The following is an 18,862-nucleotide window of genomic DNA, read 5'->3' on the forward strand; positions in this document are numbered from 1 at the left end:
TGCTTTAACTGATAACCATATACATATTTATATAAAAAATTTGTATCAAGATCAGTTGGCGGTGAAAATTGAAAATGGTTTTATCAGAGCAGATTAGAGCTGAAATGGACGGTCTAATAGATAAGATTAGGTTGGATCAGTGCGATGATGGTTCGTGGAGATATTGTTTCGAAAGTGGTCCTATGACAGATGCCTATATGATTATTATTTTAAGAACACTTGAATATAACGATGAAGATTTAATTAAGACATTAGTAAATCGTTTATTAATAAAACAAGACTCAAGCGGTGCTTGGAAGCTTTTTGACGATGACTCAGGAAATTTATCTGTAACTGTTGAGGCTTACACTGCACTACTATTTTCAGGTTATATCGAAATTTCGAATGAAAAAATGAAGAAAGCTGAAGAATTTATTCGCCAAAATGGTGGATTAGAAAGTGTACACGTCTCAACAAAATTTATGCTAGCTTTACATGAATTGTATCCATGGCCAAGTTTTTTTCCAATTCCTCTTCTCTTAATGAACGTCCCAAAATCTTTTCCTTTGTCCTTCTATAAATTTAGCTCTTACGTTCGATTTCACTTTGCACCACTTTTAATATTAGGACATAAAAAGTTTACGACTAAAAATAAATGGACACCTACTATACAACATTTATTTACAAACAATAAATTAAAAAAGATTAGCAAAAAACGGAGGTTCCCTGCGTTTAAAATTCCTTTTATTAAGACATTTTCAAAAATAGGAATTAAAAAGGCTGAGGAATATATTATTCAAAATATTGAAAGGGATGGGACATTATCTAGTTATGCTAGCGCGACATTTATTGCAATTTATGCACTTCTTTCGTTAGGTTATGAAGTTACTTCGCCCGTAATTCAAAATGCTGTTTTAGGCATAAAATCTTTTCTATTTGAGTTGGATGATTCTCATCATATCCAAAATTCCCCTTCTACTATATGGGATACAGCACTTACTAGTTACGCTTTACAGGAGGCAGATGTACCATTAAATGATGAGGCTATTCGTTCCTCGGCTAACTATTTACTCTCTCTACAACTTAAGATTGTCGAGAACAATAGTACTATTGGTTTAGGAGGATGGGGATTTTCAGACAGTAATACCCAAAATCCAGATGTAGATGATACACAAGCAGTTCTAAGAGCGACAACTACTCTATCCTTGATCGATGACGATTATAGAAAATCGTGGAATGCTGGTGTGAGATGGTTATTTGAAATGCAGAATAAAGATGGTGGATGGGCATCATTTGAAAAAAACAGTAGTAAATACTTAAAACTCATCTTCCCGATCCAAAACTTTGTTGATACTGCAATTGATCCATCAACGGCAGATTTAACCGGTCGAACAATCGAATTTTTAGGTTCAAAACTAAAACTAAATATGAATCATCCACGAATTGAAGATGGGGTTAATTGGTTAATCAATAATCAAAATGAGGATGGTTCCTGGTACGGTCGCTGGGGAATATCATATATTTATGGAACATGGGCAGCGATAACTGGTATGAAAGCAGTCGGAATTCCTTCAAATCACCCTAGTATACAAAAAGCCAACAGTTGGTTACTTAGCATAAAACAGCTTGATGGTGGTTGGGGTGAATCGTGTAAAAGCGATATTGAAAGAAAATATATTCCTCTGTCTTTTTCTACAGTTGTGCACACATCATGGGTAATTGACACACTGATTTCTATAAACGACTATCCTACTAGTGAAATTGATGAGGGAATTTTAAACATTTTAAACTGGTTAAAAACCCCTGATAAGCGAATGACCTATCCAACAGGTGGCGGGTTACCAGGTCATTTCTATATAAATTATCATAGTTACCAATCAATTTGGCCATTATTGACTTTAAGCCATTATCTAAAAAAATATAAGACAAGTGACTAATTTACAATTTCTAGTTAAACGCCTTGTCCTTATTTTCTTTGACTGCATATAATACACTGTTTCTTACAAAAAAATATATGAGCGTATGTCAATATAGTTAATGGTTTAAACAATAAAGGAGTGGCTTTATGGGAAATCTTGACCCAAGTTTAATGAGAGAATTTTGTGGAAAGGTTTGTGATCCTCGTCATTTTCCACGTATTTTTCGTATTCTTCGATCATACCGTCGCAACGATTTAAAAAGTCGAGAAGGTGCATGTCATATGATTGATAGACTATCAGAATGTTGCGGATCAACAATAACTGAAGCACAACGAGAAAACGCGGCACAATGGCTAATGAACTGTGACGTAAATCCACAAGATCCATCTCATCAAAAAGAAATGTGGAATATGATCAGAAACAGCAGAAGACGTTCTTGGTTTTAATTAACTATAGACAATAATATGAAAAGCCTATAAATTTTCTCTTAAAAGGAAAATTTATAGGCTTTCGTGCGTGAAAACCCGCATGGAATTTCGGATTCCTAGCGTGTTTTTTCCGTTTCCTCTTAAATTGCGGTCGTTTTCTACTTGGTTAGTAAAAATGTTACGTTATTGCTTCTAATTTGTGGTGGTTTCTGGTGAGTCTTAGAAATATATCAACCGGAACTGGCAATATATCAACGAGTTTTAGTAATATATCAACGGCCAATAGCAATATATCAACGGAGTTCACAACTTTATCAATATAGTTCACATAGTGTTCGTACGGACCCAACATATTTTGTTCGCATTATATCCATCTCCCGCCGCTTAATTCAATAAATGTTTGTACCCATCCATGAAAACATGGCTAGCAAAGTAAAGGAAAATGATCGCTGCAATAAATGAAAAGATATTAAGTATTTTTGGACCTACTATATGCTCGGCTTTTTTCACAACAACCGGTAAAAAAAGTGACCATAATATGTTAAATAAAAAGAAACCACCAAAAAAGAAAAAGATATCGGTTTTAGAGTGGTTATTAATCGTTGCAGAAATGATACTTCCTCCAACAGTTGCAAACCAAATAAACCCAGATGGGGATGAAGCTGTTAAGGCAAATCCTTTAAAGTAATGTTTAAAAAGTGATCCTTTTTCTATACTATCATCTGCTTCTATGTTTAAGTTTCTTTCCCTAAACGCGTCCTTTAGCATGAGATACGTCATATATATAAGGACTAATGTACCACCTACCCAAAGTGTATATTTAACGTATATATTATTCAGTAAAAGGGATAGCCCTAAAAGTGATAAAATTGCATAAAGCATGTCTGAAGTCGTCGCGCCTAACCCCATATAAATACCAGGGGTAACACCTTTCGTTAAACTCGTTTGTATAACAGCGACATTTGCAACACCTATATCAAAGCATAGCGATGCAGATAGAACAAATCCAACCATAAAAAGTTCCATTATACTAATTCTCCTATATTTAAACATTTAAATGTATATTATATAGCTTGTGAGAATCTTTTAATATAGTTTTTTACTCTCTTAATTTTCTTTTCCATAACAAAAACAAACCCCCTTAAGGAAATATAATTACCTTTTGGGGGTTCTTCATCTATAAGTAATCTTTAACCTCAAAATTCTCCCTTAACCAAGTCCACGAACCGATAATCCACCGTCACTAGAAATAACTTCTCCAGTAATAGCACGTGACTGATCTGAAGCTAAAAGTACATATGCTGCAACATGATCTTCAGGCATTTGTGCTAGTTGGAGTGGATTTCGTCTTTTTATATTGCTTGCTTTTGTTTCATTATCGACGGATTTAGTAAAATTACGTAAAGGTGGGATTACTGTTAGTGCTGTTAAAGTCCCTCCTGGAGCTACTGCATTTACTCGAATATCTGGTGCTAGTTCGAATGCAAGTTGACGCATTAAACCGATTTGAGCATGCTTACTTGCCGTGTACCAAACGCCACCGCCGTCTGGGTAGAAGCTTGCACCTGATACCGTGAAAATAATATTACCGTTTGTTTTTTGTAATTCTTCTAGCGCTGCTTTTGCACCGAAAAATGATCCTTTTACATTTATATTTAAAAGAAAATCATATGCTTCTGAAAGAGCCTCAGGTGTTACGTCTGCAAATTTAGCAAATCCATCGAAAACGCCAGCATTTGCAATAAAGACATCTAGTTTACCGAACTGTTCAACAGTAGCTTTTACAGCTCGTTCATTGTCTTCGTATTTGCTTACGTCACCTTGAATAATTAGGAGATTATCATTAAATTCTTCTTTCATTTGCTCGAGTGTTTCAAGTGAGCGACCTATAATACTTACCTTTGCTCCTTCTTGAATGAAACGTCTTGTAACAGCTGCACCTATTCCTGATGCGCCGCCTGTAACTAACACAACTTTATCTTTTAATAACATAACTTAGCCTCCTCTATTAAACAAAGATTGCAAGATTTCTAGTATTAATGGTTGTCTGGTCTACAATAAATACCCGCTTGGAAAGCTTCCATTTCCCATCTTCATATGTAAACTCGTCATTGCGTTCTCCTGAAATTAGATCATGATGAATATCTGTGCTGCGGCTTCGATAAATAAGTAAATAGCTCTTAACTACTGCCTTTTCTTCTTTAACTAGCTCTTTTACGCTCACATTGCTTACAAAACGGCGGGTTCTTGAAGGAGGAATTTCCGCCCATGCATAATCAGTTTTCAATCGGTCCACTCGAAGCTTTAATAGTTCGATATCATCATTAAACGTAAACATCTCTGTTGAATAATCCGGGCGTTCAGTTCCTTCTTTATTAACGCGCACAGGCATTTGATAGACTAAATTTGAGTGCATTAAGCGAAACCAATCATCAAATTCAATATCATCAAGTAATTGCGCTTCATCAATTAGCCATTGTTCAAACTCTAATTTTGCTAATAATTTTTCAGTATTCATTTTCCTTCCTCCCCCCTTTATTACTTTGTCATTAATTCAAGCCAGTACTTATAGAAATTACGTTGGCTTGCTTCTGTAAATTTATCGTCATAAGCTACACCTGGGCCGATAAAGTCGACAGGCTCACGATGTAGTCCCATTGTATAGTTATAAGTCAAATTCTTTTGAAATGGCATCGGACCTTGGGCTGCTTCTGTAATGTCCGTAAACACTTCAGTATCATCTTGTTCAAAAATACCAGATGGACTAAATGTTAAGATAAAAGAATCTCTTGATCGATTCTTCCAATCCTGTGAAGCATTTTTCTCTACTAGTAACCACGCAATTACTTCCATCTTATTGTGGCTAATTGGTCTCCACATTCTAATTGAAGTATTCGAAATTAATTCGCCCTTAATTTTTGTGTGAGATATTAAAAATGACATGTTTGGAAATGCATTTCCAATCATATTTTTCAAGTTTGATAACACTGCATATTGTTCCTCTGATAAATTACTTTTGTATTCATCTTTCAATTCTTCAGGGAAAGCAAAGTCCGGGTTCGGTGTACCAAGGTTTAATCCGTGTCCGTTTTCCGTATGGATTTGGAAACCACGCTTCGAGTATGTTGCATTTGGTACCATACCTAATTTGGCAATTGACCCGTGAGTAACCATTGTATGGTAAGAATCACCTACAAAGTTATCAGAACCGACCTTCCAGTTTGATTTCACAATAAAACGTTGCGGAGCTCCAATTACTTCCATCTCAGCACGGCCCACTACAATATCTAAATACCACTTAAAATCACCGAGGAACTCTTCAAGAGGTTCTGCATTTTCATCCCAATTTCCAAATATAAGTCCTTTGTATGATTCTAGCTTTACTTGGTGAAGACCCATTTTAGTTCGGTCAAGTCGATCTCCATAAATATCTTTTTGAAGTGGAACACCAACTAGTTCGCCTGTATTTTTAAAGTTAAATCCATGATATGGACAAGTAAATAAAGTCTTGTTTCCTTTGTCAGCTCTACATAGCTTCATACCACGGTGAGTACACATATTGTAAAATGCATTGATTTCTCCATTACTATCTCGTGAGATAATGATCGAGTAGCCTGCAAGTTCACGTGTCATAAAGTCACCGGAATTTGGAACTTCAGATTCATGACCAAGAAAAACCCATGTTTTTAAAAATACTTTTTCATGCTCTAACTCGTAAACTGCTTTGTCTCCTAGAAGATATGCAGGGATGCTTCCTTCATCTGGTTTGACCGTTTCGGATACGTAATTTACTAGTTGCTCTTTTGACAATTCATCTAAAGTTTTCTCTGTTATAATCACGCTCGCACTCTCCCTTCATATTTCAATTACCCGACTTGTACATAGTTATCTTTATTTTGTAATTTCGCCAAAACGCTTAACGCTGCTAAATAACTTGTTTTAGGATTATTTGGCATTGGATCATTTTCAATCTCAAGTTTTAGTTTCCCGAACGCACCAGAAGCTTCAATTGTATGGCTATTTTTTATCACACTCGGGTCAGCAATGATTTTTACTTTCGTATTGTTAGAGCCTAGTCCTGCTAATGATAATACGATTGCTACATTTATATTTTTCGGGTAAAGTTTGATCGCTTCAGCTGCAGAACCTTCAAATAAAATCGTTTCTTTTTCTAATGGCTCTCCGGATAATGCTCCAGGTGGTTTTCTAGTTGTAATTGAAACGGTGTTTAAACCATTTACAGCTTTTGCTGACTTTAAAATATCTAAGCCTCCGATTGCTCCTGAAGGTAAGTAAACGTTTACGCCTTTTCGAATACAAACCTCTCGAACTTTGTCTTCAAAAGAAGAATCAGCCATTACGCCAATACTACTTAGTAATAGATCTTTTCCAGACTCAAGAACTTTTATAGCGTACACCTCTGCCGCTTCAACTGTCGCAGCTTCAATGACTAAATCTACATCAGAATGAAGGAGAGCTTCTACATCTGTAAAAGCTTCTGTTTCAAAATCTTTAGCCAATTGAACCGCTGATTCTTCACAGCGTGTATAAATTGAAACAATCTTTCCGCTAGGTAACATGCCGTCTTTATTAATTGCTTGAAGAAGAAATTGACCAATGTTACCACACCCGATTAGACCTAGTTTCATGTCTATTCACCATCCTCAATTTGCAAATCCATATGAATCTGCAAAGAATTCCAATCCACAGTGTCTTGTTTCTCTTGATACACCACTTTCTTTTAACCCAGGGAAATCCAGTGCTAAATCGCTAAAGATGGTGTGATTATTATGAAAAACTGCTCCTGCTTCTAAACGATCTGCCATTTCAACTGCCAATTCTTCATTCTCAGTCCAAACAGATGCCCTTAAACCAAATTCACTATCATTTGCTAGTTTGATTGCTTCGTCAATCGTTGAAAAAGGTAAAATAGGAATGACTGGTCCAAATTGCTCTGCACGAACGATCTCACTTTGCTGGTCAACCCCTGTTACGATTGTTGGTAAGATGTAATATCCTTGTTCCCACATTTCAGGATTCAGTTGAATTCCGGCTGTTATTACATTTGCGCCTTCTTTTTCAGCACGTTCAATTAATGCATTTACATAATCATATTGAGCTTTATTATTTAATGGACCCATTGTTACATCAGGTTGAATACCATCCCCTACAACAATTCGCTCAAATTCTTTCTTTAATTTTTTTACAACTTCAACATATCTAGATTCATGTACATATACACGTTTAATAGCCGAACAAACTTGGCCAGCCGCTCGTAAAATACTCATTCTTAATCGTGTAATCGCTTCGTCATCTAAGCTAGCATCCTCTAAAATAATTGCCGGGTCATTTCCACCAAGCTCCATATAGACTTTTTGAAGATTTCCAGCAGATTTCTTCATAATATCTTTACCTGTCTGTGTACTTCCGACAAAGGCAATTGTACGAACTCGTGAATCAGAACAAAGTTTATCGCCAATCACTTTTCCTGAACCTGTTACAATATTAATAACGCCAGGTGGAAAATGTTCAGCCACTACTTTTAAACAAGTCATAATTGTTAGTGGACAATTTGTCGCTGGTTTTACAACAACTGTATTCCCTGCTAAAACTGCTGGGATTACACGCTTAAATGTTAAAATCATTGGCGAATTCCAAGGAGTAATGACTGCTGCAACTCCTCTTGCTCTTCTTCTTACTTGAACTTTTTGATTGCCTGGAAGTAACTCTGGATTCCACCATTTAAGTAGTTCATCTGCTCCACCATTCATTACTTCAACACAGCGTAATAAGTCTTTCTTTGCTTCTACAAGTGTTTTTCCATTTTCACGTACAAATAACGAAACATTTTCTTCAATGATTTTAGAAAGTTCCTTCGCTGCGTTTTTCATTCTTTCTACACGATCTTGAACTTCACTTTGCGACCAAGATTCAAATGCTTTCGATGCTGAATCAATAGCTTCATTTACGATTTCCTCTGTACATAACGCAACTGTGCCGATTACTTCCGACTTATTTGCGGGATTAATAATATTAGCCGTTTCATTTATTTCTTTCCATTCACCATTTATGAGATATCTTCCTGATACAACCGGATATGTCGAAATCATATTGAATCTCCTTTATAATTTTTTTGGCTTAAAGCTTTCTGCTGCTCCTGGAGGTCCACCGAATGGTATTGCCATCGGGCCAACTGCTTCCATATCGACAACGATCATTGTTGGTCTTCTTCTTTCAGTTGCCTTCTTTATTTCATTCACAAATTCGTCTCCTGAACCAATACGTGCTGCATCAAAATGCATTGACTCAGCTAGTTTTACAAAATCTGGACTTAATAAATTCACTGCTACTTGTCGTCCGTATGCTGCTTCTTGAATATTTCGAAGTACGCCATAACCAGAATCATCAAATAACACGATAATAATTGGTAGACTTTCTTCAGCTGCAGTCACCATTTCACCTACGTTAACCATAAATCCACCATCACCGGCCATTAGTACGACTGTTTGATGAGGACGACCCACTTGTGCACCAATAGCAGTAGGAAGACCTTGGCCGATTCCTCCACCAGATGCGTGAATAGATGTTCTAGGTTCGTAAATATCGAATATTCTACTTCCCCATACATTTGCCTGTACTGTAACATCTCGAACTAAAATTGTATCTCTCGGTAAAACTTCTCTCATTCCATCTACAAATTGCTCAAATGGACCAAGTGTTTTACGAAGTTGTCCTCGTACTTCATTTCTTAAGCCGCGTACTTCCTCTATATAAGAAGGTAAAACCGAAATAGATTTTTCATCGATTTTATTAATTAGAGCAGACAAGATATCTTTTGCATCTCCAACTAAACCAACTGTCGCTTTATAGTTACGATTAATTGCATTAAAATCTGCATCAATCGAAATATGTTCTTCAGGGACAGTTACTTTCCAGTTTGAAGTTTCGTTTCCTCTGAAGCGTACTCCTACACTGATTAATAAATCTGCATTTCTCAAAAACTCTTTAGTAGACTCATTGGCTGCAAAATGACCGATACATTGCTCGTGATCTTCTGGTATCGAGCCTTTTCCTGACTGACTAGTAATAACAGCTGCGCCAAGAATTTCTGCTAAATTTGTTAACTCTTTTGACGCATTAGCAGAAATCACACCGCCACCAGCCCAAATAACTGGACGACGTGCTTCCAAAATTTTTGATATTGCTGTTTCCGGTATAACAGTTGTTAATTGCTGCTTATAAACTTCCACTTGCACTTTCTCGATCGAAACATCCTCGATTATCGCTGATTGAAAATCGATTGGGATTTCTAATGAAACAGGTCCCGTTGGCGCAGTTAATGCTTCTTCAATTGCTTTTCTTACTACTCCTGCTGTTTGATCTGGTCTTCTCAACCTTACAGCATTTTTACATGCTCCACTCATCATTGATAATTGGTCTTTACACTCATGTATATATCCTTTACCAGTTCCAAGATAAGGTGATGCTACTTCTCCAGTCAGATGAAGAAGAGGTACTCCAGCCGCCCAAGCTTCTACTAATGAACCAGCTGCATTTCCTGCTCCTGTTCCTGTGCTAGTAATGACAACACCTAATTTTCCTGTCGCACGTGCATAACCATCTGCCATGTTTACTGCTCCGCTTTCACCGCGTGAACAAATTAATTTAATACTCCCATCCCTAAGGATCGCGTCATAGATTGGCATATTATGAATACTTACAATCCCAAAAGCGATTTCTACTCCAGCTTGAACTAGCTCTTTTACAACGGCATCCGCAGTAGTAAATACGATTTCATCTTGTTTTTTCATCTTAGTATCCTACCTTTGTCTAATAAATTATTTAAAGTGCTTTACCGATTGCACCTGCAGTTTCAATTGTTGAACCGGCTACATAGCTCGCTTTGTCTGAAGCAAGAAACACTATTACACTAGCAACTTCTTCTGCTTCGCCTACACGACCTAGTGGAATATTTCGTTTTATCGCAAGATCTCTATAATATTCTTCAGGATCCATATCAGGAGCATTTTTCAATCTTCTTCGCTCCCATTGATCTGTTCGAATTAAACCAAGACTTACTGAATTTACTAAAATATTGTCTGATGCTAATTCTTGAGACAATGTTTTACTTAAATTTAAAAGTCCTGCACGAGTAGCTGCTGTTGCAACCATATGACGTTCAGGCTCTTTTGCAAGAGTTGCATTTATATTAATAATTCGTCCTCCTCCTCTTTTCACTAAATGAGGATGAACTGCACGAACTGCATAAATAATTGCAAAATATTTTAACTGAATTTGTTCTTGCCACTGTTCATCTGTAATATCGAAAAAATACCCCATTACACTTTGACCAGCTGCGTTTACTAAAGTATCAATTCCACCAAACTTTTCTGCTGTTTGTTGTATAAATGCATTAACGTCTTCTTTTGATGTAACATCACAAGTCGAAGCAAATATATCTTCCCTGTCACCATATGAGAGTAAATGATTTAAAGCTTGATCTGCGCGCTCTTTGCTTCTACCACAAATCGCTACTTTAGCGCCTTCACCTAAAAATAATTCCGCTGTCTTTAGTCCAACACCAGAAGTTCCACCCATAATGACTGCAACTTTTCCGTTTAAACCTAAATCCATTCTCGTCACCCCTTTTCATAGCCACTTCATTTTATGCTTTTAGTTCCGAATGCTTATTTTAAAATTATGAACGTACTTTAACTTCTGTATCGACCCAACCGGTATCTGGTTCTCCGCCCATCGCTTTACGAGCTTCTGGCTTCGGTGGGCCAGCAATTCCCCATTGATCCATTAAATGTGGCACACGTTTCCATACACGTGCTTTCCATTCAGCCTCATCTTCAATCGTCTCAAGATAGCATGTGTATTCCATGACAAATCCACCAAGATCTTGAAAATAACAGAAGATATTATTACCAGGACCATGTCGACCTGGACCCCATAGCTCACTTAGTCCGGCCTTTCTAACATTACTAATGCCGCGCATTAGTTCATCCACCGAATCAACCTCGTAAGCAATATGATTCACTGAAGCGTGTGCATCTTGGTTGAATGCAATCGAGTGATGTTTTCGGTTGCACCTTAAGAATGACATTTGGTGCTCGCTCCAGTCTGTTACTTTAAAGCCAAGTACATCTGTATAAAACTCGACGATCATATCTAAATCTTTTGTGTTCATGACTACATGGTTTAATTTCACCGGGTCAACGTTTTTATTGTTCCAAATGGACGTTTGGACCTCTACCCAAGCAGAAAGCTCAATTACGCGGTTTTCCGGATCAACAAATCGAAGTCCGTATCCACCACCAGCTTCGTCTAAATAACCTGGCTCTTCGATGATATGTATACCTTTTGAATGTAAGATTTCCGCTGCACGATCGACTGCATTTTTATCAACCATTCCAAATGCGATATGATGTAAACCAGCTTTTTCTCCTTTTCGAAGGCTTAGAATATGATGTTCAGGACCTGCCCCTCGAAAATAAGCAATATGATTGTCTTCTGTTGCATCTACACGATCTAAACCCCAAACTTTTTCGTAAAATTTTACTTGTTCCTCAAAGTTTGGTGTGATCAAACTGATATGCCTTAAATGAGTAATTCCTAGCATCAACAATCCCTCCCACTAATTTGATAACGATCTATATTAAGCGCTTTCTTTTCTACTCTATTGAAAAAGGCAGCTGCAATTTATCCAAAATGCAGCTGACCCTTTTTTAATTCTTTTAATTAACCTTTGATGATTGCTTCTCTTTCTTTAGCACGTTGTTTACGAAGATCTTCAAGAGCGCTACCTTCTGGATATGTTGGAAGGTTTGGTTTTACTGCACCAAGCATAACTAACATACGAGCTTCAGTATCTCCATCATTTCGAATGCCACGATGAACTCCAGGAGGTGAACTGATGCAATCTCTAGCATTTAATTTAATTTCATGTACTACGTCTTTACCAACTTCTTGAATTAAAGCTGTAACCTCTCCTTCAAGAATGAAGAACACTTCTTCTACATCATCGTGAAGATGTAAAGGTCCAATGCAGCCAGGAGGTAGAACCATTGTACTTAATGTAAAATGTTCTGCTGCAACTACATTTGAGTCATTATTCGCTGTCGCACCGCGTCCAATATAACGCATTTGAGCGCGTTTATATCTAGGATCAATTTCCTCTTGAAACTTTAATACATTCCAATCAAGCGTACGGTCTTCTAAGCGAGCCACATATTTTTTTTCAAATTCTTTAACTGAAAAAGTTTCATTTGTCATTTTAAAAATCCTCCCTGTGATTTGGTCTTTTTTTAAACAAAATGTTTTGTATTTTTGAGTTATTGTGTTTCATATACAAAACAGTGTTTTATCTATAAAATAATTTTAGAATGGAATTTCTTTCATGTCAACATAGTTTTTAGAAAATTTTGATATGTCACAAAAGTAATACATTACAAAAATATTGTATTTACAAGGTTTATAACTAGTTTTTTGAGCAAAAAAAATATGGATTCCCATTGTGTAGGAATCCATATTTATAACTTTAACGATATGACTCAAGTTGAAACTCTGCCATTGTAACCCATATAGTTTGATAGTAAAACAGAGACATCTAGTAGTTTAGGCAATGCAACTTTATTCATAAAATCTTCCTGATAAGACAATTCTGTTGCTACGATGTTTAGGGCAGCTAAGACCTTTCCAGTTCTACCGTAAATTGGGGCAGCGATCGAATGAATGCCTTGATGGAACTCCCCACTAGTCATAGAGTAGCCATTTTTTCGTATATTTTCTAATTGCTCCATAAACTCACCAGGAGTCGTCAACGTTTTATCTGTATATGGTGTTAAACTTGAAACTTGGAATAGTTGCATAAGACTTTCTTTTGGTTCGTACGCAAGAAGTAGTTTTCCATTTGCTGTTGCATGTGCTGGTAGTCTTAAACCAATGTTCACATTGACTGCTGATACACCTCTAACTGGCGCACTACCTACGTAAACAACTTCATGTCCATCTAAGATCGACAAATGACAAGATGCTCCGATTTCATCACGCAATGACTCCATATAAGGTTGTGCAATTTCAGGTATTTTCAAGCTATTTATATAACTAAACCCTAATTCTAGAACCTTTGGAGTTAGCGAATATTGCTTCGTATTTTCATCCTGTGTTAAATATCCAATCGACTGAAGTGTATAAAGTAGACGATAAGGTACTGTTCTGCTTACCCCTAGCTTTTTTGCAATCTCAGAAAGTGACAAACTAGGATGTTCCTCATTAAAAAGCTTAATAATTTCTAAACCTCTTACTAATGAATTTGCGCTATATTTTTCTTTCTCTACATTATCCATCGAGCAAACCTCTCCTAATACATATTATCGCAACTATTAAATCTATTTTATATTATTGACCATTTGGTTGTTTCTTTAAAAAGTCTACCACGAATTGATTAAATAGTTTAGGGTCTTCTTGATAGCATAAATGCCCTGTATTCGGAACGATAGCAAATTCTGAGTTTGGAATCAACTCATGAAATATTTGTGATTCACTTACTGGTGTTACTTGATCTAATTCCCCACACATAACAAGCGTTGGGACAGATATTGAAGATAAAATCTCCATTTGGTTTAAGTTCGATAAAGAGTAGGAAACGGAGCGATAACCAGAAGGACGTACTTGTGACATGATGCGCTCAGCTTCTTTTACAACCTCATCCGATGCATTCGGAGATAATAATGCTCTTACTCTCTTTTTAGCTAGTTCACTTGGTTCTAGATGATCAATAGAGTTTAATCTATTTTGAAGTTTTTGTTCATTATCTTCTTTAGTTAGTCCCACTGCTCCTCGTGTTGCGTCTGAAATGATTAGTGAATTAACCATCTGCGGAAAACGGCTCGTAAAATCGATTGCAATTGCTGAACCCATTGAATGGCCTAGTAAATTGATAGATTCTAGCCCTAGACTATCCAAAAATTCTTTTAAGACATTCGCAAACTGGGAAAATTCACGAAACTCCTCTTTTAAATCGGAACTCCCACCATAGCCTGGAGCATCCCAAACAATCACTCGAGAATACTCACTCAGTTGGTTTAATTGATGCTTCCATGACTGAGAATTGTTTCCCAATCCATGTAGTATGACTAATGCTTGTCCCTTACCTGACTCTTGATAATGAATTGATAAATCATTTAAATGACTAATTGGCATCCACAGTACCTCCGCTCTATTTTCTCTACACAAAGTCTACTAAATTGATTAATCCATGAGGATTTAAAAACAATGTGTTTCATATAAAAAACATGTTTTTCAAATTGAATTATAGATTTGTCAGAATTTATTGTCAATAATTCTATTTTTCTCAAATCTGAAAAAAGCTGGTTTAATTTTAGTTGAATACAAAAATTGGAAAATATTTTTAATGAATTCTTAATTGACAAACTTTTCTAATTATTTTATCTTTAAAAGAGTTTCATATCATAAAAATGAAACACTGTTTTATATTTAAAACAAAAAACCAAAAGGAGTTGATAATTAAGGTTGAGCCAAAATAAAAACGTGAAGTCAAAAACATATTGTTTGAACTTCAAATCTGCTAGGTAAACGTTGATTCTGCTTTTTCCTTCCAAATTTTTAACGAAATTAACTGATTTTAAAGGAGAGAGAACTTTAATGCTAAAAAGTCAAAAAAGATGGTTTTTAATTGCTTTACCAATCTTTTTCTTTTGGTTCTTCGGACAAATTGATAAGGTAGGCATCTCAGTCATACAAACAGATCCAGGATTCTTAAAAGCACTTGGTATGACGGGCATTGACAAAAATGCAAAAATTGGACTTCTTTCATTTGTTTTTACGATCGCTTATGGAATTTCGAATCTTTTTTGGGGATTCATCATTGATAAATTTGGTGCGAGAAAAACGGCTATAGCTGGATTATTTGTTTGGTCTCTTACTATGTTTTCGTCTGGTCTCTCCACTACATATGAAGCATTTATTATAAGTCGCATTATTCTCGGATTTTCAGAAGGGATGATGATTCCTGTTTCGGGAAAATTTATTTCGGCTTGGTTCAACAAACGCGAATTGGGACGTGCTCAAGCATCTTGGCTTACAGGTAACTATTTAGGACCAGCGATTGGCGCAGTCATATTAGTCCTTGTTATTTCATCACTTCATTGGCATGCAGCTTTCTTTATACTAGCTGGATTTAACCTAGTCATTAATATACCTATGTTTATTTTTCTTACAAGAAATACACCTGAAGAACATCAGTGGGTTAGTAATGAAGAACTGGCTTTAATCCGACGTCCAGTTGATTTTGAAGAACAAGAAAAAGGTTCAAATGAGAATAAAAATTTTATTCAAGACTATCGCTTCTGGATTGTTTGGTTTGGCATGTTAGTCTGCTCTTTCCTTTTCTTCGGAATAAGCATTTGGCTACCAACATATTTGATCGAGGCAAAAGGATTTGCGCGTGAAGGTATGACAAGCATCACTTCTCTATCATGGTTATTTGCACTTGGCTTTGTTCTCCTATGTGGCTTTCTTGCAGATAAAACAAGACGCCCAAGCTTAATGGCGGCAATACTATTTTCACTGACGGTCATCTTTTTAACTACAGCAGTCTTTGTTCCAAATGCAATAATAGCAGGAGTTTGCATGGGGCTAGCAATGGGATGCCAAGGTGGCGTCTTCCATCTAAGTAATATGTTCTTAGTAAAATATTCAACACAAGAAACCGCTGGTCGCGCAGCAGGTTTAATCGGATTTACAAACTTAATGGGTGGATTTTCTAGCTATATCATGGGATGGTTACGCGATTCATCAGGTGGTAGCTTCACTACTTCAATTTTCATGTTAATTATCACAGCTCTTCTAGGTTTGATTGCATATTCATTTTCTATTAAAGAAGAAGCAACTGAATTACGTGCTGTTCCACTTCCTCCACAGAAAATAAACGCTTAATTTTTTCAGTTTTTTGAAAACGCTTTACTTATTGTTCTACTAGTAAAAGAGGCTGTTTCATCAGTTTGGGGAACTGACGGATCTGTGCCTCTTTTTCTATTTGTAGAATAAATGATTTTTTGCGGAGTATTCGAGTGGTTTTTAAACATCGTTGGAGAATTTTTAATGCTTAAACTATTAGTAGAGGGGTATCGCGGTGTTGATTTTCATTTGTAATTGATATTACGACCTATTTTTATAGATAACTAGCCGATTTCATCGTTTTTTTGTTCGATTTAAAAAGAAATATGAGTAACTTGCTAGCTTTCCCTTTAAAATAATATGATTTTATATAATTATGACGTCAATATACCCTAACCGGTATGGGTACTTTTTTATCTTAATTGCGATTCTTTAGATTTTAATTGTGATTCTTGAAATTTATTTGCGATTCCACGATTTTATTTGCGATTCTTGAAATTTATTTGCGATTCTCAGATTTTATTTGCGATTCATCAAATTTATTTGCAGTTGGCTATTTTATTTGCAACTTCATCCTATTTAATTGCACTATTAGATCTCTAATATGCAATCCCTCAATTCTTATTTTACCCAATCAATATAAAGAGACATTTCACTCAAATTATTACTATTAGAATAGAAAAATAGTTTAATCTTCCCCTTATTTTTTTCTTAATAAAGAACAAAAACATGTCGAACTTTCCCTTTAAATGATAAAATTAAATTATAAATAATTGTTAAAATTTTCTAAATAACTTCTAATTAAACCTTTAACAATCATTAATTGATAGGTCGGGATCGTATGCTCAATACTTACTAAACACTTTATTCCCATCTCAGGTTCATTAAAGAATAAATTCGCTTAGGAGGGTTCTTATATGCTTGAGGCGATATTCGGAGGTATCTTTCTGCTTTTACTTGCAGGACTACTAATTTTTAAACCTGATGTAGTTTGGTTCATTACCGAAAGTTGGAAATCTTCAGTTGGTTCAGAACCATCTGATTTGTATTTAAGTAGTACACGTTTTGGTGGAATAGTCTTATTAATAATGACTCTTTTTTTGTTTATTGGATTAATTATCTATAGTTAAAACAAAATCATTTTTAAGTAAATAAAAACAGCGACCATCATTTAGACAGCCGCTGTTTATTAATTTGCTCTAAACTACGGTGAACGTAAGGGGTTCATTGGAAACTTAAATCCCGACTCCCAATATTCCGACCACACACCATCTGTTCCTTAGCAGATAATTTATTCCCTAAAGTAATAGTCTCTTCTATTTTTTATCTAAATCAATCTTAGTTCCAGCGCGGACAGTCCAGGAAGGATTTTTACCTATTTTATCCCCTTCCTTTACTCCTTTAAGGATAGCAACATATTTTCCTTGTTTTTGGCCAATCTTGACATTTTGTTTAACTATTTTACCTTTTTTAAGCAGGTACACGTATTTTGATTTCCCTGATCCCTTAACACTTGTTGCAGGTACTGATAATAAATCTTTTGACTCTACTACAACGTTAAGATTTGTTTCGTAGCCAGGATATAGTTTTTCTTGTGAATCTAAAGTTGCTCTAAAAGTGTAGTATGCATCAGATTCTTTTTTTGAGTCCTTTTCTTGATCAGTGGATGTATTCTTCATAGGATAGTTACTAACCTCTGAAATACTTCCTTTCCAGTTCGTATTTCCAACAATGTTTGAAGTAACTTTAATCGCTTGACCTGGTTCAATTTTTGATTTTTCTTCTTCTGTTAGTTTTCCTTCAATTTGGAAAGGTTCATTTGAAGCAATTTGCATAATTGAAATTTGTTGCTTGTCTGTTGCTTTAAAGCCTTGGCCAATGTCTTTGTTCAAGTTAAGTACGACACCTTCATTATTGCTTTTAACAGTTAATGCTTCTTGTTGTGCTTTTAATTTTTCAGCTTCAAGTGTGTATTGTTCTACTTTTAATTCTGCTGCATTTAATTCTTCTTTCGCAGTATTTAATTCAGCTTGAAGTGTTTGAATTATTGCTACATTAGTTGTAGTCTCAGTTTTATCTGTTGCTTTATCTGTTGTTTTATTTTCATCAGTTGTATTAGACTCAGTCTCCGTGCTTGCGCTTTGAATGTCTTGTTCTAGCGAAGAAACTTGTTCTTTTTTCTGAGTAACGCTAGTTTCTGCTAGTTTCTTATTAACTTCAGCTTGTCCAAGTTCAGCTGCTAGAGTAGTATTTTCATAAGAAAAAAGTTTTTGTCCTTTAGTGACTGTGTCTCCCTCTTTTACGAAAATTTCATTTATAGATCCTTTAGCTGGATTTACATAAATTGTATCAGTATGACTTTGAACTACGCGACCGGACACAGTTTCAGTCTTTGTAAAACTTTTAACTGCTGGACTGATAAACTGTAATGTTTCTGATTTACTTTTTCTAACTTCAACTACTGTTACGCTAAGAATCACGGAAACGATTAAAAGAACAATGACTCCTATTAAAATATACTTCTTCTGGTTTGGTGTAATTATTTTTACTTGTTCTTTTTCCTCGTCAATTCTTTTCGCCGATTCCATAACTATACCCCTTCCTCATTACAAA

At 35.7% G+C, this 18,862-nt stretch carries 17 protein-coding genes; 4 read left to right on the forward strand and 13 right to left on the reverse strand.

Annotated elements, in window-relative coordinates:
• Nucleotides 1–74: 74 nt before the first annotated feature.
• Both CN601_RS21270 and CN601_RS21275 read left to right on the forward strand, forming a co-directional pair.
• Nucleotides 75–1,916, forward strand: a complete 1,842-nt coding sequence (locus tag CN601_RS21270; RefSeq protein WP_098172275.1) for a terpene cyclase/mutase family protein — start codon at nucleotides 75–77, stop codon at nucleotides 1,914–1,916.
• A 128-nt stretch (nucleotides 1,917–2,044) separates the two neighbouring features.
• A complete protein-coding gene (locus CN601_RS21275; RefSeq protein ID WP_098118094.1) occupies nucleotides 2,045–2,344 on the forward strand; it encodes a hypothetical protein in 300 nt (99 codons plus the stop codon).
• 366 nt (nucleotides 2,345–2,710) lie between these two features.
• Here the strand turns inward: CN601_RS21275 and CN601_RS21280 are convergent, their stop codons facing one another.
• From CN601_RS21280 to CN601_RS21335, 12 genes are all read right to left on the reverse strand, one after another.
• Nucleotides 2,711–3,352, reverse strand: a complete 642-nt coding sequence (locus CN601_RS21280; protein WP_179865640.1) for a LysE family translocator — start codon at nucleotides 3,350–3,352, stop codon at nucleotides 2,711–2,713.
• Between the two features lie 183 nt (nucleotides 3,353–3,535).
• Nucleotides 3,536–4,318 (reverse strand): SDR family NAD(P)-dependent oxidoreductase, encoded by a 783-nt coding sequence (locus tag CN601_RS21285; protein WP_098118096.1) that lies wholly within the window; start codon nucleotides 4,316–4,318, stop codon nucleotides 3,536–3,538.
• A gap of 16 nt (nucleotides 4,319–4,334) precedes the next feature.
• Nucleotides 4,335–4,844: an aromatic-ring-hydroxylating dioxygenase subunit beta gene (locus CN601_RS21290; RefSeq protein WP_098172277.1), complete on the reverse strand. Its 510-nt coding sequence runs from the start codon at nucleotides 4,842–4,844 to the stop codon at nucleotides 4,335–4,337.
• Nucleotides 4,845–4,864: 20 nt separating this feature from the next.
• On the reverse strand, nucleotides 4,865–6,166 hold the full coding sequence (locus tag CN601_RS21295; protein WP_098172278.1) for an aromatic ring-hydroxylating oxygenase subunit alpha: 1,302 nt from the start codon (nucleotides 6,164–6,166) through the stop codon (nucleotides 4,865–4,867).
• A 26-nt stretch (nucleotides 6,167–6,192) separates the two neighbouring features.
• Entirely contained in the window at nucleotides 6,193–6,975 is a 783-nt protein-coding gene (gene nadX, locus CN601_RS21300; protein WP_098172279.1) for an aspartate dehydrogenase, read from the reverse strand.
• A gap of 15 nt (nucleotides 6,976–6,990) precedes the next feature.
• Nucleotides 6,991–8,436, reverse strand: coding sequence for an aldehyde dehydrogenase family protein (locus CN601_RS21305; protein ID WP_098118100.1), 1,446 nt, complete (start codon nucleotides 8,434–8,436; stop codon nucleotides 6,991–6,993).
• A gap of 12 nt (nucleotides 8,437–8,448) precedes the next feature.
• Complete coding sequence (locus tag CN601_RS21310) at nucleotides 8,449–10,137, reverse strand: thiamine pyrophosphate-binding protein (protein WP_098172280.1); 1,689 nt, start codon at nucleotides 10,135–10,137, stop codon at nucleotides 8,449–8,451.
• A gap of 31 nt (nucleotides 10,138–10,168) precedes the next feature.
• On the reverse strand, nucleotides 10,169–10,960 hold the full coding sequence (locus CN601_RS21315; protein WP_098118102.1) for an SDR family oxidoreductase: 792 nt from the start codon (nucleotides 10,958–10,960) through the stop codon (nucleotides 10,169–10,171).
• A 64-nt stretch (nucleotides 10,961–11,024) separates the two neighbouring features.
• Complete coding sequence (locus CN601_RS21320; RefSeq protein WP_098118103.1) at nucleotides 11,025–11,951, reverse strand: VOC family protein; 927 nt, start codon at nucleotides 11,949–11,951, stop codon at nucleotides 11,025–11,027.
• 119 nt (nucleotides 11,952–12,070) lie between these two features.
• Nucleotides 12,071–12,604: a cupin domain-containing protein gene (locus tag CN601_RS21325; protein WP_098118104.1), complete on the reverse strand. Its 534-nt coding sequence runs from the start codon at nucleotides 12,602–12,604 to the stop codon at nucleotides 12,071–12,073.
• Between the two features lie 278 nt (nucleotides 12,605–12,882).
• Nucleotides 12,883–13,677: an IclR family transcriptional regulator gene (locus CN601_RS21330; RefSeq protein ID WP_098172281.1), complete on the reverse strand. Its 795-nt coding sequence runs from the start codon at nucleotides 13,675–13,677 to the stop codon at nucleotides 12,883–12,885.
• Between the two features lie 52 nt (nucleotides 13,678–13,729).
• Entirely contained in the window at nucleotides 13,730–14,533 is an 804-nt protein-coding gene (locus CN601_RS21335; protein ID WP_098172282.1) for an alpha/beta fold hydrolase, read from the reverse strand.
• Nucleotides 14,534–14,995: 462 nt separating this feature from the next.
• Here CN601_RS21335 and CN601_RS21340 point away from each other — a divergent pair, with 462 nt between their 5' ends.
• Together CN601_RS21340 and CN601_RS21345 are read left to right on the forward strand one after the other, a co-directional pair.
• Nucleotides 14,996–16,288, forward strand: coding sequence for an MFS transporter (locus tag CN601_RS21340; RefSeq protein ID WP_098118107.1), 1,293 nt, complete (start codon nucleotides 14,996–14,998; stop codon nucleotides 16,286–16,288).
• Between the two features lie 878 nt (nucleotides 16,289–17,166).
• Nucleotides 17,167–17,379 (forward strand): DUF6199 family natural product biosynthesis protein, encoded by a 213-nt coding sequence (locus CN601_RS21345; protein WP_098172283.1) that lies wholly within the window; start codon nucleotides 17,167–17,169, stop codon nucleotides 17,377–17,379.
• Nucleotides 17,380–17,565: 186 nt separating this feature from the next.
• Here CN601_RS21345 and CN601_RS21350 read toward each other — a convergent pair whose 3' ends face one another.
• Complete coding sequence (locus tag CN601_RS21350) at nucleotides 17,566–18,837, reverse strand: efflux RND transporter periplasmic adaptor subunit (protein WP_098172284.1); 1,272 nt, start codon at nucleotides 18,835–18,837, stop codon at nucleotides 17,566–17,568.
• Nucleotides 18,838–18,862: the final 25 nt, after the last annotated feature.

The sequence above is a fragment of the Bacillus sp. AFS017336 genome, from assembly GCF_002555445.1.
In the GTDB taxonomy this organism is placed as follows: Bacteria; Bacillota; Bacilli; order Bacillales; family Bacillaceae_G; genus Gottfriedia.